The following is a 23,296-nucleotide window of genomic DNA, read 5'->3' as shown; positions in this document are numbered from 1 at the left end:
GGAATCCGCCACTTCAGGCGGCAATCAGTATACAACAAATTTCAACAATTCAAAATTCAATTCCCATGGTTACAGTTACATTTGCCATCAAGCCATATTTGGCTGGATACATGTATGTCCGGTACGGACAAAGTTTAGAATCCCAATCACACAGTAATTCTCCTTCAAGACGACTCCCTATCCCAATCCACCTCTCCCACCTCACTCCCATTTATCACTTCTTGCACCAATTGTCCGTTCCTCGTCCGCAAGGCGTCTCCTGGAAAGAAACAGGAAATATCACCTTTGTACTCCCTAGTCCAAGACTCGGCAAAAATCCGGAAGTTTATAATTATTTCGGTCAGGACAGTATCTTTATTATTGAAAAGGAAATTGAGGTGGAAATGAAAGCGGAGCTCTATTCCTTCCTGTTGGAAAATAAGTTCAAAAACGGGGTGATGTATATAAAATCAATGCATGAATTTGTGGTAGAGTATGATATGGTGGAGTCAGTGGAAGAGGAAAGTTTGATGAGAGGGTTTCAGAGGTGGAGGAAAAAGATGAAAGAATATTCGGAAAAATAGAAAATATTCCGGTGGGTAAAAGATATGTTATTAGACATAAAAGAATATAATTCACCTAATAAGTATCTTTGTTTTGAAATATAAACACTATATTTGTGATAAATTCTCAAATAAGATGGTTAAAATATGATTATTCAATTTACAATAGGAAACTTTCTATCTTTCAAAGAACAATCTATATTGTCATTGGCAGCATCGGCTTTGAAAGAAATACAGGTTCCGGCTGAAGATATAATCTTTAGCGTAGGGACTGCCGGATTATCATTGATGAAGAGCGCAGTTGTTTATGGTGCTAATGCATCTGGCAAATCCAACTTCATTAAGGCATTTGAGTTCTTTAAGTGGTATGTGATAAATTCATCGAAGGATATTCAAGCAGGAGAACGAGTTAATATAGAAAATTTTCGGTTGAACTCACTTACTGCAAGTGAACCAAGTCATTTTGAAGCCATATTCTGTGACGAAGACAATCAATATCGTTATGGATTTGAGGCTGATAATTCATTGGTACATTCGGAATGGCTCTATCAAAAAGCTAATAAAAAGAGAGCTAAGGAAGTAGAATTATTCTATCGCGAAAAAGATAATTTTGATATTCATACCAAGTTTGTCGTCGGTAAAGAGCTTGCAGGTAAACGAATGGTAAGGGCAAATGCATTATTGCTTTCTGTTGCGGCGCAATTTAATGATCCGACAGCAGTAGAGATAATGAAATGGCTGAATGATACCACTATTATCTCAGACTCTAATAATGAGAAGATATGGAATACCGCAACTATCCAACTGGATGACAACAGAATGAAACAGAGAATTGTAGAGTTTTCCCGCTATGCTGATTTAGGCATTGAGAATATTGAAAAAATTGATAATACGATTGTTAGTACGCATACACAATACGATGATGAAGGTAATGAAGTCAAAGCTGTTACTTTCCCATTCAAGAAAAATGAATCGGAAGGCACAATAAAGTATTTTTCTTTAGCATATCCCATTATTGATGCTTTGGATAATGGAAAGCGTCTGATTATAGATGAATTTGATTCTAAAATGCATCCACTTCTTACGTGTAGAATTATTGCCTTGTTTAATTCAAAAGAAACAAATCCGAAAAATGCCCAATTAATTTTCACTACTCACGATACGAACTTATTGAGTGCTAATATATTCCGACGGGATCAGATTTGGTTTACACAAAAAGACCGTTATGGGGCAACCGAACTTTATTCATTAGCAGAGTATAAAGTACGTAATGATGCTTCGTTTGAAAAAGATTACTTATCTGGGAAGTATGGAGCAATTCCAATTGTTGGAGATTTAACCCGTTTGTTTAATACCCAAGAAAATTAAACTATGGCGGCTACAAAAAGGAAAAATATAAATCCGCGTGTCGAAAGAAAGATAACCCGTATCAGTGGTGTGCGTGAAGTGAAACAAACATTTCTGATTATTTGCGAAGGAGTGAATACTGAACCGGACTATTTTAATGCTTTTCGTTTGACTTCAGCCAATGTGAAAGCCGTGGGGCAAGGTATGGGAACATTAACATTAGTACAAAAGGCTATCAATACAGTAGAAGATTTTATTTTTATCCATTGATTAATAGATGTTTAGAAGAAAGAGAAAGAACAATGGGTAACGATATAGAAATGAGCGAACTACTTTAGTCTGCTATGTTTTCCCATTGCTTCAAATAACTCTCCTACAAAGATATAAATAATCTTTTAATCTATATTGCTAAATAAAATTTATTTCTTTTGCAAAACTCTCAATTTTAGGTGCAAAAATGCAATTCAATGAAATTTGATTCATTTTTACACCTAATCATCTCATAAATAGGCATATCTTTGTAAAAAGATAAAAGTATAGATATGATACAGTTACGTAAAATAGAAAATGAATCACCTTGGGTAATATCTAAGTTAGCAAATAACTATGAGATTGCTAAAAACTTACGTGATATATTTCCTCATCCCTACACGATTGATAATGCAGTTTCTTTTATTGAATTAGCTAAGACAGGAGAATTAGGACTCGTGTTTGGAATATATTCAGAAAATGAATTTATTGGCTGTTGTAGCTTGAATCCTCAAAGCGATGTATATAGAATTAATGCAGAGGTCGGATACTGGATTGGCGAACCATATTGGAGAAATGGATATGCAACAGAAACTGTTAAACTGTTAGTTGAAATGGCTTTTAATCAATTAGGGATGCAAAGAGTATATGCAAATATTTTTGAATATAATATGGCATCAATGAAGGTATTAGAAAAAGTTGGTTTTGAGAAAGAGGCTATTATTAAATCGTCTGTGATAAAAAAGGGACAAATATTTGATGAACATATATATAGTATAAGGAAAACATGAAAGATGAAGCAATAAAACATATAATCGACAAATACAACTTAAATGAAATTGTTGATATACTGTCTAATAAATTGAGCGGTTCAGAGTTAAATTCTTTGCTTTTAGAGGTGTTTGAAAGACGAGTTATGCAAGAAACTCCCTCTTCACTATTGGAAAAATACACTAAAAACAAACTCGTTAAGCCTGCACAATTAGACTTTCTAAAATTTAAAGAAGAAGAGTTAGAGTGTTGTAAAATAGTAGCAAATAGCAGTTTTGAATTAATCGAGTTATCTCCTGTTGCTCAATTAGGTACAAGTAGTATAATGGCAACTGTAAACCAAAAGAAAGTTCTTACAGCACTCCGAAATACAGAAGTTCAGTCAGACCCAACAAATTCAATAGCTTTACATTACGCTTCATTGAAGAAAAACAACGAGTTGTCGGAGAAAACGTATAATTTCAGCAATGTGTCGAGAGTTATACGGACTCAGGTTTTCTCTAATCCCAACTTTACACCCCATTTCCCTATTCTGTGTCTAATTTCCTGCGGTATGGATACGGGTAGTTTTGAATTTGAGAAAACAGAGATACATAAACACTTTGCTATAACTCAAGATGTGTGCAAAAGTGTTTTTGGGTTTAATAATCTGTTTTTTGAGATTATTCCTTGTAAAGAATATGACAGCAACAGTCCATTAGTATCTAATAGCTTATCACATATTAAAAATAGCGGTTTTGATGTTCGTATTGCCGAATCAGATTCACAAAATAACTATTACTACGGTATGAGAATTAAAGCTAAAATTATAGCTGATGGTGTAGAATATGAAATTGGCGATGGAGGATTACTTGATTGGACTCAAAAATTATTAGCAAATAAAAAAGAACGTATGCTAACTATGGGGTTAGGAATACAGTTGTTACACCTATTCAGAAAATAATATGTTGATATCTAAAGTTATATACGAAGATGAAGTAAACGACCATGTAAGGATTAAATATCCCGGCTTTGAGTTGAGGGATATTGTTGAGTATTACTTTGAGATTACAACGGAAAGCAATTTAATAACTCCATTCTCAATAGTTGCTCTTCCTAATGTAAATATTGTTGCTTCTGTTAATCTTACAGATAAAAGTCAGACATTAAAAGTGGATAGAAAACTCGGTATCAAAGATACTACGGGAGATAAATTATATGGTAGTTTGTCAGATGCAATGACCATAATACACGCACCGGGAACACATGAATTTGCAATTAAATTCAAACCGGGTGTGTTATATCCGTTTTTGAAGGATGATATTCCTTGCTTATTGGACAGTTACAAACCATTGAGTAATTATATAGATAACACAATTATTGAAGAGCTAAAATCTAAAAAGACCTTTGATGAACGTGTCAGCTATGCAGAAAACTATCTTCTATCAAATATAGATATCTTCAAGTCTGATTATAAATTAGAGACCGTAATTAAAGCAGTTTATTACATTACTCATTGCGGTGACTTCAAATCGAATATGGTTAGTAAGAAAGTCGGGGTATCAACACCTACACTAAATAGATACTTTAAAGAGGTGTTAGGTATGTCACCAAAGCAATGCTTTAGAACCATGAGGTTTAAAATAGCTTTGATGAATTACCGCTCTAAAGGAAGTAGCAATTCGTATGATGAGTTAGGATATACAGACTTCTCTCATTTTGCAAAAGAGTCTCAATGTCTAACAAATAAAAAACCATCTGAATTATAGCAGATAAATAGAATCATTCAGTAGCAAAGCAAATGCTTCAATAAATATATAAACCTAAAAAGTTATAGTTATGAATGATTTAATGAAAATGAGGATATTGCGGGCTATTGTCTGGAACCTCAGAACAAGTAAGTAAAGAAGAAATGCAAGATGCCTATGGCGAATTTCTTGAACATATCGAAAGTGTAAGCGGTGGAGTGGATTACGCAGTTATTCATCGCACATTGAATGCTACCCGTATCGAGATAGCTTCACTTGAAACGACACCTCTTTATGGGCAGGGGGGAAAATGCGCTTAAAAAGCTGTTCTTACAAAAGACATTGGCTATTATCAATTCAGAACTGGAGCTGTTGAATCTAAAAATCCAATATCCCAATCTGTTCCAGAACCGAAAAAATAATTACCCACTCTCACCCCTCTACCTAACAGACGAAACCTATCTTATTGAAATTATGGAGATGGTGAGCGGACTGTTCTTATCTAAACGAGTAGTTACCCATAACGGAACAGAATCACCACTAACAGAAATCGGACGAGCGTTTGAACACCTCTTTAATATCAAACTGGGTGACATTCACAAGAAGCATGAGAGTGTTATTAAACGTAAGCCATCCAAAGTAACCGAGTTTTTAGATATACTTCGCAAAGCCATTGCCGAAGAAAGTAAGAACAAAGGATATTTGTAAATCAACAACTTACCAACTATTTATAGGAGGGTGTCCGAAAAGGGTACCCTCTAACTTTTTTCTTTTTTGTTTCTTTTTTGTGATTCATCCAACAACTTATAAAAATATCCCTCATGAAACTTGATTTTCTCCCTTCATCAGTCTTATAATCCTTTCCATTCCTCCCTTTCTTAGCCTTTTTCTTCTTGCTGATCATTTTTCCGATGTTAAATGCAATAGCCAATATTCCAAAGTCCATGACAATCTTCTCCAAGCCTTTATGCCTGCACCTCTTGTACCCTTTATTCCATTTTATTTGCCCGAAGACCGCTTCCACCTCCACCGGTCTTTTGTTCCTATGTTCAAACCCTTTTGGTGAAGTGAGTTTCTCACGTGCCAGTTGCTTGTACCGCCTTAATTTATGGTTCACCCTGATCTCCCTGTTTCCTTTCCCTTTGTGACATTTATTTTGTAAGGGACATCCCTGACAGTTCTTAGCGCGGTAAACACTTATTTCACTTTCATATCCATTATCATTGACAGCCTTTGTCGTGTAGGCAAGTTCCATATGCTGTCCCATCGGGCATACAAAGTAATCTTTCGGTTCGTTATAATACAAATTATCTTGTTTGGAGATGTCACGTTTCCATTTTTTTGTTTGTTCCATATGAAAATAATTATACTTTACATAATCGCTTATACCGAAGCGTTCCATAAACTCATAATTTTCCTCACTTCCATATCCGGCATCCGCACAAACCTCTTTCATGAACCGGCAGTATCTCATCCGGCCATACAATAGAAATGAAATTAGAGTCAACGTATCACCGGGATTGTGATAGAAAGCATAGTTTGTTATGAACTGGTTCTCCGTGGATATCTGCAGATTATATCCCGGTTTAAGCTGGCCGTTCCTCATGTGGTCTTCTTTCATACGCATAAAAGTCGCATCAGGATCTGTTTTGGAATAGCTGTTTCTTTCACCCATTGTTTCCAGGTGTTTCTCATATTCCTGCAGCTTGGGCAAGTACTCCTCATTAAGCTTTTTAATCTGACGAAGTTCACGTTTATTGCGGTTCTCCAGATTAATGGCATCTATTTTTTCTTTCAGGGCACGGCTGTCAATAGGAAGAGTTGATTCTTCAGGAGCATTGTTGTCACCAAGAATACCTTCATCAATTTGAGAAAGTATACATTGAATCTTCTTTTCCAGACGCTCTTTATACTTTTCCACACTTTTGCGCCAGACGAAAGTATAACGGTTGGCTGCCGACTCCATCTTGGTCCCGTCGATATACTGTTTTTCCAGGCTGATATATCCCAACTCCACAAGCATGAGCACAATCTGGGTGAACAAACTGTGGATGCAACTCTTCAAACGCTTACTACGAAAATCATTGATGGTACGGAAGTCGGGAGTGGACTTGCCCGAAAGCCACATGTAAAGGATGTTTTCCTGAAGCAGACGGGCTATCTTACGACAAGAGTACACATTGTTCAGGTAGGCGAAAAACAACACTTTCAAAAGCATGCGGGGATAATAAGCAGGACAACCACCACCCTTATAAGTCGATAACAACGGACTGATGTCAAGCTCATCAACAATCTGGTTGACAAGCCGGACCGGAGCATCCGAAGAAATATTTTCATCAAGACGGGAAGGAAATAAGGAATCCATGCCTTGAGAATACTCCTTAAATTGTATATTTGCACTATCGATTAACATGCTCTAAGATAAACATTTTAGAGCAAATTAAAAAGTCCGAGCTTGGGAAAGTTCGGACTTTTGCATAAAAAAATGGAGGGTACCCTTTTCGGACACCCTCCTAACTTATTTGCATCCATTTGCCGAACTTTGCTTCATCAATCGATTGAAAATCTTAATGTTTAATTTAAAAATGAAGCAAAATGTATATAGATAACGAAAACTTCGATAAGTGGATGGAACGACTGTCGAAAAAACTCTCTGAAATCGCGCAAGACCTGAAATCCCTAATCAATACCGACAACGTATTAGATCCTAACGACAAGTTGTTGGATAATCAGGATTTAGCGTTTCTGCTGAAAGTATCTTTCCGTACCTTGCAACGGTATCGGGCAAGTGGCAAGCTTCCTTACTTTACGATAAGTCATAAGACCTATTACCGTGCCGCTGATATTCGGGTATTTGTTCAAGAAAATGCCGATTGCAAGACCTATGAACGGTTCAAAAAGGAAAATCAACTCGATACGCATACTGACGCAAAACAGGGTGGGTAATGTTACCGCCTGATGCAGTGCCACCACTCCCCATTTAGCAGAAACCGCCTCGCCTTGTGGCTTGGCTCGTTTCGCTAAATGAAGCAAGAGGGAACTGGACAAGTCCTGTTCTTCCCTCTTGCCCTGCGGGGCAAAGCCTTCGGCTTTAATGGGTTACATTCGTAACCATTTATAACAGTGATTATAAGTCGAAAATGTATTTCGCTTATAATCAACTGAATGATTGTTGTTTTCTTTATAAAAAACTTATAATCATGTATAAGACCAGTAATATATCCACGCTTAGCACCATCGGGATAGACCGACAGACGGGAAAGCTAATAGATAAACTCTGCCAACGCTATTCGCTGAAAAAGGGTGAAATAGTCCGGTTGGCATTTGTGTATATTGATAAAGCGTGTATCAACCCATCGGAAGCACCGGAATCCGTAAAATCGGAACTGGCGAAAATAAACAAACGCCAGGACGATATAATCCGCTTTATCCGACACTATGAGGAAGAACAACTAAATCCCATGATACGAACCGCCAATTCTATTGCGGTTCGGTTTGATGGTATTGGTAAGACATTGGAAACACTTATTCTTTCTCAATTGGAATCCAGTCAGGGGAAACAAACAGCCGTACTACAAAAGGTCAGTGAACAGTTCGGCAAGCATGCCGATGTAATCAACCAGCAGGGGAAACAACTCACCGCCCTGTATCAGATACATCAACGGGATTATAAGAAGCTACTTCAACTAATACAACTCTATTCGGAACTCTCCGCTTGCGGTGTGATGGATAGCAAGAAGAAAGAGAGCCTAAAGGCTGAAATTATGAACTTAATAAATACATAGAACCATGCACATAGATTTTGCCCCACTATCGGGCGGAACATATAACAATGCAGGAAGTAGCCGACAGTTAGTCTCCTACATGGAGCATGAGGATTTGGAGCGGATGGAGAAAGGAATCTATACCGATGGCTTTTTCGACCTGATAGATGATAATATCTACAAATCAAAGGTGATTAAGGATATAGACAGCAATATCGGGCAATTACTGAAAACGGATGCTAAGTTTTTCGCTATCCATGTCAGCCCATCGGAAAGCGAACTTCGGATAATGGGGAACACCGAGCAGGAGAAAGCGGAAGCGATGAAACGATATATCAGGGAAGTATTCATTCCTGAATATGCTAAGAACTTCAACAAAGGGCTATCCGAAGCAGATATAAAGTTTTACGGAAAGATTCATTTTGACCGTAGCCGTTCAGACAACAAACTGAATATGCACTGCCATTTGATTGTGAGCCGTAAAGACCAATCGAATAAAAAGAAACTGTCACCGCTTACTAATCACAAAAACACCAAAAACGGAGTAATAACAGGTGGCTTTGACCGTGTGAACCTATTCCAACAAGCGGAACAGGGCTTTGATAAGCTATTCAGCTACGACCGCCAATATCAGAATCCTTTGAGTATGCCAATACCATGAAGAATGGTAGTATAGACGATAAATTAAAAATGCAGGAGCAGGAGTTGAAAGAGCCAAAACAATATTCTACTGGCGAAAATAAAAAAGTGATATTCCAATCCGGTGAAAAAGAAAACATGATTTCTTGCAATCTTGATAGCAAGGCAGACAATAGACAGTCTTACAATCAGCAAAATAACAGTGGTGGTGATTCTCTATTATCTATCTTCTCATTGGGAGATAGTAATCATTATGATGCAACATCGGCAGAGGAATCACAGGCAAAGAAACTCAAAAAGAAAAAGAAGAAAGGGATTAGACGATGATTGAATATGAGGAACTAAGAGCCGATATAGACCGCTACCTGATGGAGCGTTTCAAGTATCATAAATCGCTTGTCAGCCTAACGATAGACAATGTTATCACCACCCAAAGAAACAGCCGTATAGATCTGTACTTGCGTATCAGAAAGGTTGAAAGCCTATTTCCACCTGATTGTCATATCATTGCCCGATGGGGATTCAGCAAAGAGCGAATAGGACACGGTACGCACTTTCTCCGGTTCTTGACAAAAATAGCCATAAAGTATGGATTCAGGTACATCGGAATTGAATGTGCCAACATGAAAAGCGGGGCTTTCGCCAAGAAGTTAGGTTTCAATTCAATAGATGATGAAAACTATTCCACAACTGTAAACAATCTAACATCTTATTTTTCAATGGAATAATTTAATAATTCCTTTATTTCTCTGAACACAAAGGTATATTCCAAGAATAAAACGGCAACACCGAGCCGCAAGCGGTTTTTGAAAATTTCTTCCTTTTTCGTACCTCGAAAGAGTAAATTTCCAAAAAGTGTTGCCTTATTTATTCTCTCCATATGGGTAATGTTTATCAGAGAAAAAAAGGAAAAATATTACATGTACTTTGTTTGCATTCAAATATTTAGTAACTTTGTATCTATATATACTTTGACTGTTTTCTGTACATCTACTGTAAAATAGCTTTATGCATTTAATTTGCTGATAAATAATAAAATACATAAAATATGAAAGTTGTTTCACTTTTTAACAATAAAGGCGGAGTAGGAAAATCGACTTTAGCTTTTCACCTATCGAATATCTTGGCAGAGAGAGGATATAAGGTTTTAATGATTGACTTAGATCCACAGTGTAACTTAACAATTTGTGGGATGAATGAGGAATTACTTCACGAAATATGGCGTGAAGAAGACTTGTTTATAGATGACTTTGAAGCCGCAAAACAGAGTAAACCCCAAGAAGAATTTTCTGATATTCTTTCTAGAACAAGAACTATTCATTTTTTATTAAAACCAACAGAAGACGGACAAGGAGATCTATCTAATCTACCACCGGTTTATCCTGTTAGAAATAATTTGGACTTAATACCGGGAAGGCTTACGGTTTACCAATATGAGAATAAAATTTCCGAAAGATGGAGTGGTGCATATTCGGGAGATCCTCTTTCAATAAGGACGATTACAAAAATCCGAGAAGTTGCAGAAAATTATTCTTCTATTAATAATTACGATTTTATCATTATTGATACCTCACCAAGTTTAGGAGCTTTGAATAAAGTAATAATTTCTATGGTTGATGGTTTTATAATCCCAGCTCTTCCAGATATGTTTTCATCGTACGGAATCCGAAATATAGGTAATGCATTGACTAATTGGAAAAAAGAATTTAATACTATATATGGATTAATATCTGAAGATAAGAGATTAAGATTCCCTGAAAACTTTGTGAGATTTTTGGGTTATACAATTTATAATGCAAAAAAATATTCCGGCAATTCTCCATGGGATTTAGCACTTGCTCATTATAACTATGCACAAGAAATCCCTGCAATTATAGAACAATGCATAGATATTGATGTTAGAGGACATTTATCACAGGAGCAAGCAAGAAATCCGATGGGTGGAACTGCCGTTATGCATTCACATAACACACTCCCAAATATGGCACAAAAGTATAAACTTCCAATATGGGAGATTCCTTCATGTCCAAATCTTGATGCAGAAGATAAAGGAACAATTATGGGGAATAGAAAAATATACGAAGCTACAAGAGACAAATATATTGAATTCTCTGATAGCTTTATTGAACGTATCAATACTCTAAACTAAGTGTATATGAACTCTGATATTGATAAAGCTGTCGATGCGTATGTCGCTAAACAATTTGAATATGAGCAATTTTTAGCAGGTGTTTTAGTTTTCTTTCAGAAACATCCAAATTTGAATCTTAGCCAATCACCTATAATTCATTCTATTAAGTCTAGGCTAAAAGACCCTACACATTTAAAAGATAAGCTATTACGAAAACTAGAGAAAGGAAAGCTAATAACGGAAGAGAATGTTTTTAATGAAATTACAGACTTTATTGGAGTTAGAGTTCTACATCTATATCAAGATCAATTTCCCACTATTCATAATGCCATAATGGAAAAAATAGAAAGTGGAGATTGGATTTTTGTTGAACAACCTAAAGCATATACTTGGGATCCAGAAACAGTAAAATTTTACGAGGGTCTAAATTTAGAAACAGAACTGCGTGACACATATTACACTAGTATTCATTATCTAGTTAAGCCCAATAATAAAAACGCCATTTGTTGTGAGATCCAAGTTAGAACACTTTTTGAAGAAATATGGGGAGAGATAGACCATACTATTAATTATCCACATCCAACAGAGAGTATCGCTTGCAAAGAACAGTTGAGAGTTTTATCAAAACTAGTTTCAACAGGAACTCGATTAGCTGATTCTATTTTTAGATCACACAAAGAACATTTAGCGAGGTAAAATATATATATTTATAATGGTTATATTAATTATTATAGAAGGCAAATAGAGATTCTCAAAGCCCTATTTGCCCTCAAGTATTTTACCCTCCCGTAAAATTATAAATGATAATTATTTTTTAGTTTTTCGGACAAGCGTTTCATGTCTTCCTCTATTTTCGCCCCTGTAATCTCCGCATAAATCTGAGTAGTTTTTATATTACGGTGTCCCATCATTTGGCTAAGTGTTTCTATTGGAACGCCTTGTGTCAGGCAAATAGATGTTCCAAAGCTATGGCGGCTTTGATGGAAGGTGAGCTTCTGAGCCAACCCACAAAGTTTGCCGATACGTTTAGTATATTGACAAACAACGTTCATACATAACATTTTAAACACCTTTCCTTTTTCGCCAGTACCTACTTCCTGATAATTTCCTTTGGAATATCCAACAATGGAATCAGTGACCTATTACCTGTTTTTTGTCGTTTAATATCTATCCATTGACTGCCCTCGCTATCTGTAACGATGTTTATATCCTGCAAATTTTTGATGTCCGTGTACGATAAGCCAGTCCAACGTCCAAAGACAAACATATCTCTTACAAATGCCACGCTCGGATGCTCTATTGGGGTAGTCATTACCTTTTCTATTTCTTCACAGGACAACCACTTGCGGGTTGTTTTAGGCTGGTCGGGCACATAACCGAAAAATGGATTACGTGATATAATTCCTTTGTTCATGGCTCGTTTTACTAACTTCCTGAGAAAGATAATATGTTGCATCACACTGCCCGTTGCCATTTTATGGTCTATTTTCAGATACATATCGTAATCTTCAATAAATGAATATTCCAGACTTGAAAATGGCATATCACTTTTGCCGTATTTATCACGAATAAAGCGGGATAGGTTCAGATGGGCATTTACATATGACCGATAGGTAGCAATTGTATGGTTTATGCCTATGCTTTTTCGTATTTCTTCGGTTGCTTCGTCCAATTCCTTTAGTAGCGTGGTATGTTCTTGGGCTATATTCATAACTGCATTTTTAACCCGTTCGGCTGTGACATAGCCATCTTTCTCTACGATACAGGTGTAGTGCTTCTCAATGGAAGCTGAAAGGCTTCTTAGTTCTCTATTCACACCTGCTTCGTATGTCGTTCTCCCCGTTGAACGTCCCGTTTTGGCGTCCCACAAATCGGGATTGGTTTCCAACCCTGTGCTGAATTGGGCGATTTCCCCGTCCAAAGTCACACGCCCCATTACGGGACAAAGCCCGTTCTTTTTTACTTTGTTCCTATTGATATAAAATAGGTATTTGAAAGTGCTACGCATGGTGTTATTATTGGTTTTGAGACTTAACAAAAGGGAACTTTCCTGTCATCCGTTCCGATAGCTTTTTCATATCGTCACTTATCTTTTGGGTGGAAACGGTCGCATAAATCTGTGTAGTATGTATATCCTTGTGTCCCAACATTCTGCTAACTGTTTCGATGGGTACACCGTGCGAAAGACACACCACCGAAGCGAATGTATGACGGCTTTGATGATAGGTTAGCGTCTTGTTTATTCCACATATTTCGGCAATACGTTTGAGGTTAATATCAACAGTTGAATATCCGGGAACATTGAATATTCTTTCACAAAATCTATCCTTTTTGTACTTCTCAATGATTTGCAGTGGTATATCCAACAACCTGATACGGGAAATTGTACCCGTCTTTTTTCGTGCCATGACAATCCATTGTTTCCCGTCCTCAGTTGTAATAAGTTCATTTTCGGTTAATCTCCGCAGGTCGGCAAATGCTAATCCACAGAAAGAGGAGAAAACAAACAAATCACGGATAAGTGTACGGTTCGGGGAGTCAAACGTAGCGTTCATTATCTTTTGCAGTTCCTCGCTCGTTAGGGTACGGTGTTCACTCTGTCCACGTTCAGGTTTGTACTCCGTAAATGGATCACGGGCAATAAATCCTTTGTTGAAAGCAATACGGACTATTTTTCTGAATGGGATAATATATCCCAATATAGTATTCGGTTTCATTTTCAAATCCACCCGTAGATAGAAGTCATAGGCTTCTATAAAAGAGAATGTGAGTTGATTAAATGACATATCCCGAACATGGTATTTCTTTTGCAGGAAATCAGCCAAATGACTGTAAGCGTTACAATAGCCCTTGTAGGTTCTTTTCACCCTGTCTATTCCGACACGCTTACCGTAGACCTCGTTGTGTTCCGCAAATACTTTCAGTAAGGTTTCATGTGTGGAGGCGATACCTTGAAATGCGTTTTTCAGTTCTCCAGCTGTCACACTTCCCCGATTAGTTAGATACTCTTTGTAACGGGCGTGAATGCTTAGATTGATTTTTGACGGTTTACTTGCAAGGCGTGGTTGCTCTTTCCAGTCATTCGTCCTACTTTGGCATCCCATTTTGATGGCTCGGCTTCAATCTTTGCGGAAAATTGTGCCATCGACTGCCCGATGGTGATAAGCCCCATTATGGAACATAAACCATTGGCTTTTACTTGATTCTTTTTGAGGTAGAATAGCACCTTTAATTCTTCTTTCATGTGCTCACTTTTAATTAGTTGCAAAATTATTGCTTAAGTGAGTTACTTGAAGAATGGAAGCAGTTATAAACAAGATGAGAAGTTCGTTTGGATTCCAGCGGGCATATGATATACAAAAATACGAAAATCGAATACATCTTTCATTTGCAAAATTGAAAGGCCAAAATCCACTTGAGAAGATAGAACAAATAGTATCATTTGTAGAAACATCGTTATCTAATGAAAAATAAATATCTTTTTCTCGATTTTGACGGTGTGCTCAGTTCGATACATCAACGGGAAAGAGATTGATGAATGGTTCAAAAGAAAGGGCTTCTACTATGAAGAGCTCAAATACGCAATTCTAAATGATAAACAGTCGTTTCTTTCTCACCAGCAATCACATTTGATATTAACTAATCCGAAAATAGGTATTACTGAAAATGACGTGAATAAAATCCTGGAAATTCTCCTCTAGCGTGCCACCTCATCTATAAATAGTTGTAGACTATTTATCCATGGATGTGAAAAAGAGAAAGCATACAATATTCCTATCAAAATACGTATGTTTTTTCCTTTTAACCAATCTTCTCTGATATCAAATATGAAGAACTCATCTTTGATTTATCAAAATTGGTAGAGTACTTCGTATTGAATGCTTTCGCAATCACATCTAAATACTTAGTTTGTCCCAATGGATTAGAAGTACTAGGAGTGGATAGTTCAATGAACATTCCTTTTACAAGTTGTTTACCTACACCCCAATTCCAATTGTTCTTAGCTGAAATTTTCCAAAGTGGCATAATTAAACATTTTAATCGGTGAGAACTATTTCTCAATGCAAAAGTAGTGTCTGGCTGTCCCATTTTGCGATACACCTTTTCAAAAAACGATACTTTTTTGTAACTCTTAAGTTGTTTTGAGGGATAGATGAAATAGTAATATCAAAAGAATCCTTACCTTTACAGCAATAAACAATTCAAAATAAAATTATGGCACTTTACAAATATAATACTTCAGGCGTCTTTTCTGAAATAAAGGAAAAACCTTTTAAATTGGAAAGAGATATTCAACGAATGTTTGAAACGAATATGTCTCAAATTATGGGACTTAAAATGATTAAGTCCGAATTTACGATCAAAGACCGCCGTATTGATACGCTTGCCTTTGATCCTCAGTCGAAGGCTTTTGTTATCATTGAATATAAAAGGGAAAGAAACTCAAGTGTCATAGATCAAGGGTTCACTTACCTAAGCCTAATGCTGCAAAATCAAGCTGATTTTATTCTGGAATATAATGAAACACAAGTAGGGAACTTGAAACGGAATGATGTGGACTGGTCGCAGACTAAAGTAGTATTTGTTTCACAAGGATTCACACCTAACCAACGCGAAGCCGTCAATTTCAAAGATTTATCCATTGAGCTATGGGAAGTGAAGCGTTATGAGAATGATAGTGTATCCATCACCCCCATTCGCAAAAGTCATGCATCAGTAAGCATTAAAACTGTGATGCAAAATAACCCGGAATATAAAGAAGTGACGGAGAAAATAAAAGAGTATTCCGAGGAAAATTTATTAATAGGAAAATCTGACGATGTAGTAGAATTATACGAGAGTTATAAGAATGCAATTCTTAATTTGAATACAGAAATAGAAGTTAAACCACAAAAGTGGTATATTTCATTCAAAAAAGCCAACAACCATATTTGTGCACTTGAAATCCAGAAAAATGGAATAAAGCTTATTATAAATGTAGCCAAAGGACATTTAGAAGATAGTAAGCAATTAACAAGGGATATTTCAACTGTTGGACATTTTGGCAATGGAGACTATGAACTAAAGATTTCGGATACTAAATATTTAGAATACATCATGAGCCTTGTGAAGCAAGCGATCAAATAAATATGGTTAATTATTGTAACATAGTCCAATAGTCTTTCATACGTAAACAGGCAGAAAGAATTATGTTCTTTCTGCCTGTATTTACTTACATTCTTTAGTTTTTAACCAACTACACTATAAATTCCGATTTCCGGTGCTGCCTGAAAGAACGGTTTCAGTTCTACAACGACATCTTGATTAAACAAATCAGATTTTAAATATCCTTCTGCTTCTGCTATAGATGCAAAACCATGGAGCACCTGAACATCATCTTCTCGTACTAGCAATTGTTTGCTGACTGCACCTGCAATTGTATCCAAGAAGGGTTGACGATACTTTGTATACACTCCCGCTGCAGCGGCTCTGTCTTTTTCACTTACTTTCATTGTGATTTCCAAGAAAGCACCTGCTTTTTTTTCTGTTGCCATAATTTTCTTTATTTTTTAATTAACACTGCAAAGTTAGAGTCATTCAGACTGCCGTTCAATGTGCATTAGAGAAAATATATGGTAAAATTGGGAATATGTATTCCTGATTAAAAATTGCTTTCCCATATTTACCATTGAATATCTTCTTTTTACCATTGCAAAGAACAGGTAACATACTATCTTTGTACTCTATAAATTATAGAATGATATGACACGGAACACTGTTTTTACCCAATATGATTTAGAAAAGGAAACTCCTGACGAAATACAATTCGATATAATGGAGATGCCGGACTTCTTCCACAACAACGGAGATGCTCCTCAAAAGGCTCATATACATACATTTTATCAGATTATATGGTTTCAACAGGGTACGGGCGTTCATTATGTCGATTTTAAGGAATATCCAATTACGGATAACACCTTATTTTTCATCTCACCCGGACAAATACACTATTTCGATGATAATCATTGTTCAAAAGGGATCATCATACACTTCAATGAAAGTTTCCTTTCAGACGAAGGAAGTAGTGAGAATGTATTTCTCAAGTACAATGTATTTAATGCTTTTGACGCAGTGCCATATTATAAGATAATGCCCAAAGATACCCGACGACTTGAATATATTGCTGAAGAAATGAAAGTAGAAACAGAAAATATAAAAGCTTTTGCACACAAGGACTACTTGAAATATTTAGTAAAAATGTTCTTGATATATGTGCAACGTACAGGTGAAAGAGGAACTGGTATTCCTCTGTGCATTAATAATTCTTCCAACCGTACTTTTGTACGATTTCGACAAATATTGGAACATCATTACAGACAGATGCATACTGTAAAAGAATATGCCAGTCGTTTGAATGTATCCACCAAATCATTAACTAATTACGTCTATGAAAGTTCTCATAGTACTCCTTTAAAGATTATCAACGAACGAATAATACTGGAAGCCAAGCGGCAACTCCTTCATTCTGATTTAAAAATTAAGGAGATAGCTTTCTACCTGGGATTTGAAGACCCATCCTATTTCGTGAAATTCTTTAAACGGCAAACGGGGTATTTACCTGCGGAATTCAGAGAATAGATTGAATTTACTGATTATGAATACTTAATATCAACCAAATACACATTTTATATCAATGTATAGTTAGATTAAATACATTCCAATCTAACTATACAAGAATATGGTAAATACGTCTTTTTATCCTACAATCTTCTTTATATAATCAGTAGGACATATATGATAGAAACCTTTAAATTTCTTCCCAAAATATTTGCTGTCACAATATCCCAGCATATATGCAATCTCTGAAATGCTAAACTGTTGGGAAGCCAGTAATTTTAGCGCCTTTTCCATTTTGTATGCATAGACATAGTCTTCCGGTGTCCGTCCGATAATTTCTTTCATTTTACTGTAAAAGGCGGTTCGGCTCATACCTACGTCGGCACTGAGTCTATCTATCGTATATTTTTCTGTAGCAAGATTTCTCTCTAATATTTCATTGACATTATCCATAAATATCTGGTTTTCATTTTTTGTTTCCGCTTTCATGGGAGATATCGGAGGAATGACATCCGACAAAAACAGTTTTATTCGTTCACGTAAAATCATATGGTTTTCTATAAGCATACGTATGTCTGCCCTAAGTTTGCAAATACTTTCTGCCCGTAGTTCAAGCCGGTCAGCTCCGCTTCCTAAATGAGACAGATAACTTTCGTTATCAAAAGATCTCGTCAGAAGCACAACCGGCATATTCCCAATGGACTTGTTGGCCTTGATTTGAAAACAGAGTGAATCACCGCTTACACCGTTTACATTATCATCAATAATGATTGCATCAGGATTTTGACGAATGGCAGTATTCATTACTTGACCCGGATCTTCAAGAACTGAAACTTGAAAATATCTCGACAGGGATTTCTTCAGATAATTACTGAATAGTTTGTCTGTCATTACTAATAAGATGTTAGGAGTATCCTTTGGTTGGGGATTGCCCTTCTTGCTTGCTGAAGATTGTTTCATGACCGGACATTCCTTATTTTGGCAGTGGCACTCTGTAGGAATAGATATTTGAAAGGTAACAGCTTTGCCATGTCCATAACCGGTTATTCTGCCACCATGTAGGCGGATGATTTTTCTGACAGTCCACAGGTCACTATATCCGTACATGGGAAACATGACAGGAATAAACGGGAACATTTTCTCTGTTCCTTTCCCTTCTGCTTCGCAGTTACTTATCTGCAAATTCCAGGTATTCATTATACGTGTTATATTAATTGATATACAACTGCCCGACCCCGTTATCAGAATCATCCTGTTTAAAAGATGTTGGAGCGCAGCGGTCATGATACTTTCGTTTATCTTGCAACTGACGCAATCCGAACATTCATTGACCGTCAACCGTATTTGGCGGGAATTGGCATAAGGACGACAGCGATTAACAATGGAAGTGATGTAAGTGGAGAGTTCCAAATTAACGGTTGATGTCTTGGGTTTAATTTTCCCATTGACTTTGCCGAGCGTCGCAACATTCTGGTTACAGTATATTATAGATTCAGTATATCCCAATGCTTCTTCTATTTTCTGAGAGATAGGTTCAGGAAGATTTCCGGTTTTAAGCTCTTCCAACTGGTTGCGTAGTAATATCAACGGTGTGTGCGTGGTATGAAGTATATTGATGGCAATCTTAAATTTTTCATGGGATAACAACTGAATATTATACTCTACAACAAGATATGCAAATAGAACAATGAACAGCCCGACACCAAAACTTCCCACAGGGGCTACATATCCTAACAAATTGACTCCACCATCTAAAGGGAGCAAAGCTTGAAAGCTTAATAACAAATTCAGAAAACAATAATTCATGCTAATATCGGATTTAATTAATATTTACACCTTCAACAAAACACGCCTAACAATCGTTCAGCATGCCAAAATCCGACGCAAGTATAGACCTTTCAACCACCATAGATGAGGTGGTTTCAGACAAAAAGAATGGGTGGTTTCTCTCAAAAATGGTAACAATGACGTTTGTTACTTATACACTAAAAGGTATTTTCACAAAATTGGGAGGCTATTCGATGATAAACTATACCATAAGTTATATTTACTGTATAATAATTCAACTCCATTATTGGATACACAAAAGCGGGTGAATGCGTAATATATTACACATTCACCCGCTTTCTATTAATATCAGGCAGTTTCTTATTTACCTGAAATCTGACTTTTTCTACCTTGTTTATTCACGATAGAAGGACTTCCTTTATAGTCAATATCACCGCTACCACTTACTTTTGCATCCAATTGTTTTGAAGCATGGCAGGAGATATCGCCTGAACCTGCAACAGTGGCAACCACTTCAGTAGCAGTCAACTTATCAGCAGAAATATCACCGGAGCCACTAACCAATAGTTCGGCACGCTGTGTGGAACCTTTAATATCTACATCTCCGGAACCTTTCACCTGAACATCTACACTCGTTGCTTTTACATTTTTCAGATTAATATCTCCACTACCCTTTACCCAGACAGACACATTGGTATATTGTAGATTCTCCGCATCAAGATCTCCCGAACCAATCACACTCAACTGCATATCAGCTCCCTTAACCGTGCCTTTCAGATGCACATCTGCCGAACCTTTTATCTCTACCTCATTCAACGAAGGAGAAGAAGCAATCACTTTCAACCGACGTTCACCACTAAGAATCTTAACGCCATTCTTTATATTTACCAGAAGCACGCCATTTACCGTAGACACTTCCAGTAAATCGACCAGATTGTCCGATCCGTATATAGAAACGGTTGTACCGGAACCTTTGCTTTGACTATACTCGACATCCGGGCTGCCTAACACCTTAATAGCACTAAAATTACTCACATTTTTTACTTCCTTCGTGATGTACTTCTTACTCGGAGTAACGGTTTGTGCTTGTATCCCTGCTACGAACAGAAATAAAAGCGCTGCCAACATAGACGTAGCTTTCAAATTCTTCATAATGTCTTTTTGTTAATTATTCTACTGACAAATATACTTCTTTTATCTATATATTGGGTACAAAATTCCCATTTAATCGTCCTTTTATAAAAGTATAAAAGCAGTTAGATGGAAATGAATAAAAAGAGATTGCTCGGATATATGTTTGTCCTGATGTCCATAGGCAGTATTCATGCGCAAGAAACGAATATTTCTGCACAGGAATACAAGTTATGGTACGACCGTCCTGCACAAGTATGGACAGAGGCTTTGCCTTTAGGAAACGGCCGTTTGGGAGCTATGGTATATGGGACACCGGGAACAGAACAAATACAACTAAACGAAGAAACCATTTGGGCAGGACGCCCCAACAACAACGCAAACCCGAACGCACTGGAATTTATTCCGAAAGTACGCGAACTTGTTTTTGCCGGAAAGTATCTGGAAGCACAAACCCTTGCTACGGAGAAAGTGATGGCAAAAACAAATTCGGGAATGCCTTACCAAAGTTTCGGTGATTTACGAATTGCTTTCCCCGGACATACCCGTTATGCCAATTATTATCGGGAGCTGAGTTTGGATTCAGCGCGTGCTATCGTACGTTATGAGGTAGACGGGGTGCAATATCAGCGTGAGACAATCACTTCATTTACTGACCAAGTGGTAATGGTCAGACTGACAGCTAGTCGTCCGGGGCAGATTACCTTCAATGCCCAATTAACTTCTCCTCATCAAGATGTTATGATTTCTTCTGAAGAAGGAAATTGCGTCACACTTTCAGGTGTATCTTCCTGGCATGAAGGACTTAAAGGGAAAGTGGAATTTCAGGGACGGTTGAGTGCACAAAATAAGGGTGGAAAAATAGCTTGTACAGATGGAGTTCTCTCCGTTGAAGGAGCTGACGAAGCCATTGTTTATGTATCTATTGCTACCAACTTCAATAATTATCTGGATATTACAGGCAATCAGACTGAACGGGCTAAAGATTATCTGTCTAAGGCAATGACGCGTTCGTTTGCGGAAGCAAAGAAAAGTCATACTGATTTCTATCGTCAATATCTGAACAGGGTATCTTTGAATTTGGGCGAAGATCAATATAAAAATGTAACAACCGATAAACGTGTCGAGAATTTCAAGGAAACAAATGATGCTCATTTGGTTGCCACTTACTTTCAGTTCGGACGTTATCTGCTGATTTGTTCTTCACAACCCGGCGGACAACCCGCCAATTTACAAGGTATTTGGAACGACAAATTGTTCCCTTCCTGGGATAGCAAATATACATGCAATATCAATTTGGAAATGAATTACTGGCCATCAGAAGTTGCTAATCTGAGCGAGCTGAATGAACCTCTTTTCCGCCTGATAAAAGAAGTCAGTGAGACAGGTAAAGAAACTGCTAAAATCATGTATGGAGCCAATGGTTGGGTATTACATCATAATACGGACATATGGCGCATTACAGGAGCACTCGATAAAGCTCCTTCAGGTATGTGGCCTAGTGGCGGAGCATGGCTTTGCCGTCATTTATGGGAACGCTACCTATATACCGGAGACGTTGAGTTTCTACGTTCTGTCTATCCTATACTGAAAGAATCCGGTCGTTTCTTTGATGAAATTATGGTAAAGGAACCGGCACACAACTGGCTGGTAGTTTGTCCTAGCAATTCACCGGAAAATGTACATTCAGGCAGTAATGGGAAAGCAACGACAGCCGCAGGATGCACAATGGATAATCAGTTAATTTTTGACCTTTGGACGGCTATTATTTCAGCATCCCAAATATTAGATACCGATCAGGAGTTCGCCACTCACCTGACACAAAGACTAAAAGAAATGGCTCCTATGCAAATAGGACATTGGGGACAATTACAAGAATGGATGTTCGACTGGGACGATCCGAACGACGTGCATCGTCATGTTTCTCACCTTTACGGATTATTCCCCAGCAATCAAATTTCTCCTTATCGTACACCGGAATTATTCGATGCCGCACGCACTTCACTCATTCATCGTGGAGATCCGTCTACCGGTTGGAGTATGGGATGGAAGGTTTGCCTTTGGGCACGCCTGCTCGATGGCGATCACGCTTATAAACTGATAACAGACCAATTGACTCTTGTACGCAACGAGAAGAAAAAAGGCGGCACATATCCTAACTTATTTGACGCACACCCACCCTTTCAGATTGATGGTAACTTCGGTTGTGCGGCAGGTATAGCTGAAATGTTGATGCAGAGTTATGACGGATTTATCTATTTGCTCCCTGCCCTTCCCAGCCTTTGGAAAGAAGGCTCAGTGAAAGGAATCATTGCCCGTGGCGGCTTCGAACTAAGCCTCAACTGGAAAGATGGAAAAGTAGACCGTCTGATTGTAAAATCCCATAAAGGGGGTAATTGCCGACTTCGTTCACTCAACCCACTGACAGGTAAAGGCTTGAAACGTGCGAAAGGGGAAAATCCGAATCCTCTCTTTGCAGTACCCGATATTGCCCGACCGTTGATTAACGAAAAAGCAAAATTGAATAAAGTAGAACTGACAAAAACTTATTTGTATGATCTGCCTACAAAAGCGGGACAAGAATATATTCTGATTGGAAAATAAAAACTC

Annotated in this window: 25 protein-coding genes and 2 pseudogenes; 17 read left to right on the top strand and 10 right to left on the bottom strand. The window is 37.3% G+C overall.

Annotation, left to right across the window (positions count from 1 at the left end):
* Positions 1 to 65 precede the first annotated feature (65 nt).
* The 8 genes and pseudogenes from HC965_RS25270 (at position 66) to HC965_RS25235 (ending at position 5,344) form a co-directional block, all read left to right on the top strand.
* The gene (locus tag HC965_RS25270) at positions 66 to 563 is read left to right on the top strand and encodes a hypothetical protein (protein WP_191034056.1); all 498 of its coding nucleotides are present in this window, start codon (positions 66 to 68) and stop codon (positions 561 to 563) included.
* 126 nt (positions 564 to 689) lie between these two features.
* Positions 690 to 1,910 carry an ATP/GTP-binding protein gene (locus tag HC965_RS25265; protein WP_191034055.1) on the top strand — a complete coding sequence of 407 codons (1,221 nt, stop codon included), beginning with the start codon at positions 690 to 692 and terminating at the stop codon, positions 1,908 to 1,910.
* A 3-nt stretch (positions 1,911 to 1,913) separates the two neighbouring features.
* Positions 1,914 to 2,138 (top strand): annotated as a pseudogene (locus HC965_RS25260) (RloB domain-containing protein); the annotation flags it as partial.
* 293 nt (positions 2,139 to 2,431) lie between these two features.
* A complete protein-coding gene (locus HC965_RS25255; protein ID WP_191034054.1) occupies positions 2,432 to 2,929 on the top strand; it encodes a GNAT family N-acetyltransferase in 498 nt (165 codons plus the stop codon).
* A complete protein-coding gene (locus HC965_RS25250) occupies positions 2,926 to 3,852 on the top strand; it encodes a hypothetical protein (RefSeq protein ID WP_191034053.1) in 927 nt (308 codons plus the stop codon). Before HC965_RS25255 ends, HC965_RS25250 begins: the two co-directional genes overlap by 4 nt.
* A 1-nt stretch (position 3,853) precedes the next feature.
* Positions 3,854 to 4,657, top strand: coding sequence for a helix-turn-helix domain-containing protein (locus tag HC965_RS25245; protein ID WP_191034052.1), 804 nt, complete (start codon positions 3,854 to 3,856; stop codon positions 4,655 to 4,657).
* 143 nt (positions 4,658 to 4,800) lie between these two features.
* The gene (locus tag HC965_RS25240; RefSeq protein WP_370539997.1) at positions 4,801 to 4,956 is read left to right on the top strand and encodes a hypothetical protein; all 156 of its coding nucleotides are present in this window, start codon (positions 4,801 to 4,803) and stop codon (positions 4,954 to 4,956) included.
* Complete coding sequence (locus HC965_RS25235; protein WP_191034051.1) at positions 4,931 to 5,344, top strand: RteC domain-containing protein; 414 nt, start codon at positions 4,931 to 4,933, stop codon at positions 5,342 to 5,344. The genes HC965_RS25240 and HC965_RS25235 overlap by 26 nt, the downstream gene beginning before the upstream one ends.
* A 16-nt stretch (positions 5,345 to 5,360) precedes the next feature.
* On the opposite strand, the gene HC965_RS25230 is transcribed toward HC965_RS25235, so the two are convergent.
* Positions 5,361 to 7,049, bottom strand: a complete 1,689-nt coding sequence (locus tag HC965_RS25230) for an IS1182 family transposase (protein ID WP_370539996.1) — start codon at positions 7,047 to 7,049, stop codon at positions 5,361 to 5,363.
* 182 nt (positions 7,050 to 7,231) lie between these two features.
* Between HC965_RS25230 and HC965_RS25225 the strand changes: the two genes are divergently transcribed.
* The 4 genes and pseudogenes from HC965_RS25225 (at position 7,232) to HC965_RS25210 (ending at position 9,767) form a co-directional block, all read left to right on the top strand.
* Complete coding sequence (locus HC965_RS25225) at positions 7,232 to 7,582, top strand: helix-turn-helix domain-containing protein (RefSeq protein ID WP_191034050.1); 351 nt, start codon at positions 7,232 to 7,234, stop codon at positions 7,580 to 7,582.
* A gap of 254 nt (positions 7,583 to 7,836) precedes the next feature.
* Positions 7,837 to 8,421: a BfmA/BtgA family mobilization protein gene (locus tag HC965_RS25220; protein ID WP_191034049.1), complete on the top strand. Its 585-nt coding sequence runs from the start codon at positions 7,837 to 7,839 to the stop codon at positions 8,419 to 8,421.
* Positions 8,422 to 8,425: 4 nt separating this feature from the next.
* Positions 8,426 to 9,366 (top strand): annotated as a pseudogene (locus tag HC965_RS25215) (DUF5712 family protein).
* Complete coding sequence (locus HC965_RS25210; protein ID WP_191034048.1) at positions 9,363 to 9,767, top strand: GNAT family N-acetyltransferase; 405 nt, start codon at positions 9,363 to 9,365, stop codon at positions 9,765 to 9,767. The pseudogene HC965_RS25215 and the gene HC965_RS25210 overlap by 4 nt, the downstream one beginning before the upstream one ends.
* On the opposite strand, the gene HC965_RS26735 is transcribed toward HC965_RS25210, so the two are convergent.
* On the bottom strand, positions 9,749 to 9,919 hold the full coding sequence (locus HC965_RS26735; RefSeq protein WP_223855025.1) for a hypothetical protein: 171 nt from the start codon (positions 9,917 to 9,919) through the stop codon (positions 9,749 to 9,751). The two genes, HC965_RS25210 and HC965_RS26735, sit on opposite strands and share 19 nt — an antisense overlap.
* Positions 9,920 to 10,087: 168 nt before the next feature.
* On the opposite strand from HC965_RS26735, the gene HC965_RS25205 reads away from it, so the two are divergent.
* Complete coding sequence (locus HC965_RS25205) at positions 10,088 to 11,188, top strand: ParA family protein (protein WP_191034047.1); 1,101 nt, start codon at positions 10,088 to 10,090, stop codon at positions 11,186 to 11,188.
* Positions 11,189 to 11,194: 6 nt separating this feature from the next.
* A complete protein-coding gene (locus HC965_RS25200; RefSeq protein ID WP_191034046.1) occupies positions 11,195 to 11,866 on the top strand; it encodes a RelA/SpoT domain-containing protein in 672 nt (223 codons plus the stop codon).
* A gap of 98 nt (positions 11,867 to 11,964) precedes the next feature.
* Here HC965_RS25200 and HC965_RS25195 read toward each other — a convergent pair whose 3' ends face one another.
* From HC965_RS25195 to HC965_RS25175, 5 genes are all read right to left on the bottom strand, one after another.
* Positions 11,965 to 12,222, bottom strand: a complete 258-nt coding sequence (locus HC965_RS25195) for a tyrosine-type recombinase/integrase (RefSeq protein WP_191034045.1) — start codon at positions 12,220 to 12,222, stop codon at positions 11,965 to 11,967.
* 38 nt (positions 12,223 to 12,260) lie between these two features.
* A complete protein-coding gene (locus tag HC965_RS25190) occupies positions 12,261 to 13,178 on the bottom strand; it encodes a site-specific integrase (protein WP_191034044.1) in 918 nt (305 codons plus the stop codon).
* 7 nt (positions 13,179 to 13,185) lie between these two features.
* A complete protein-coding gene (locus HC965_RS25185; RefSeq protein ID WP_191034043.1) occupies positions 13,186 to 14,154 on the bottom strand; it encodes a site-specific integrase in 969 nt (322 codons plus the stop codon).
* 44 nt (positions 14,155 to 14,198) lie between these two features.
* Entirely contained in the window at positions 14,199 to 14,414 is a 216-nt protein-coding gene (locus HC965_RS25180; protein ID WP_191034042.1) for an Arm DNA-binding domain-containing protein, read from the bottom strand.
* A gap of 557 nt (positions 14,415 to 14,971) precedes the next feature.
* The gene (locus HC965_RS25175) at positions 14,972 to 15,196 is read right to left on the bottom strand and encodes a hypothetical protein (protein WP_191034041.1); all 225 of its coding nucleotides are present in this window, start codon (positions 15,194 to 15,196) and stop codon (positions 14,972 to 14,974) included.
* 189 nt (positions 15,197 to 15,385) lie between these two features.
* On the opposite strand from HC965_RS25175, the gene HC965_RS25170 reads away from it, so the two are divergent.
* Complete coding sequence (locus HC965_RS25170) at positions 15,386 to 16,297, top strand: DUF5655 domain-containing protein (RefSeq protein WP_191034040.1); 912 nt, start codon at positions 15,386 to 15,388, stop codon at positions 16,295 to 16,297.
* A gap of 101 nt (positions 16,298 to 16,398) precedes the next feature.
* Here HC965_RS25170 and HC965_RS25165 read toward each other — a convergent pair whose 3' ends face one another.
* Positions 16,399 to 16,704 carry a hypothetical protein gene (locus HC965_RS25165; RefSeq protein WP_191034039.1) on the bottom strand — a complete coding sequence of 102 codons (306 nt, stop codon included), beginning with the start codon at positions 16,702 to 16,704 and terminating at the stop codon, positions 16,399 to 16,401.
* 208 nt (positions 16,705 to 16,912) lie between these two features.
* Between HC965_RS25165 and HC965_RS25160 the strand changes: the two genes are divergently transcribed.
* Positions 16,913 to 17,788, top strand: a complete 876-nt coding sequence (locus tag HC965_RS25160) for an AraC family transcriptional regulator (RefSeq protein WP_191034038.1) — start codon at positions 16,913 to 16,915, stop codon at positions 17,786 to 17,788.
* Positions 17,789 to 17,905: 117 nt separating this feature from the next.
* Here HC965_RS25160 and HC965_RS25155 read toward each other — a convergent pair whose 3' ends face one another.
* A complete protein-coding gene (locus HC965_RS25155) occupies positions 17,906 to 19,573 on the bottom strand; it encodes a helix-turn-helix domain-containing protein (protein WP_191034037.1) in 1,668 nt (555 codons plus the stop codon).
* Between the two features lie 342 nt (positions 19,574 to 19,915).
* A complete protein-coding gene (locus tag HC965_RS25150; protein WP_191034036.1) occupies positions 19,916 to 20,707 on the bottom strand; it encodes a head GIN domain-containing protein in 792 nt (263 codons plus the stop codon).
* Positions 20,708 to 20,821: 114 nt separating this feature from the next.
* Here HC965_RS25150 and HC965_RS25145 point away from each other — a divergent pair, with 114 nt between their 5' ends.
* A complete protein-coding gene (locus HC965_RS25145; protein WP_191034059.1) occupies positions 20,822 to 23,290 on the top strand; it encodes a glycoside hydrolase N-terminal domain-containing protein in 2,469 nt (822 codons plus the stop codon).
* Positions 23,291 to 23,296: the final 6 nt, after the last annotated feature.

The organism is Bacteroides sp. GM023 (genome assembly GCF_014750685.1).
Lineage (GTDB): Bacteria > Bacteroidota > Bacteroidia > Bacteroidales > Bacteroidaceae > Bacteroides.
The sequence above is the reverse complement of the archived record's forward strand: the minus strand, read 5'-3'. Positions and strand labels throughout refer to the sequence as shown.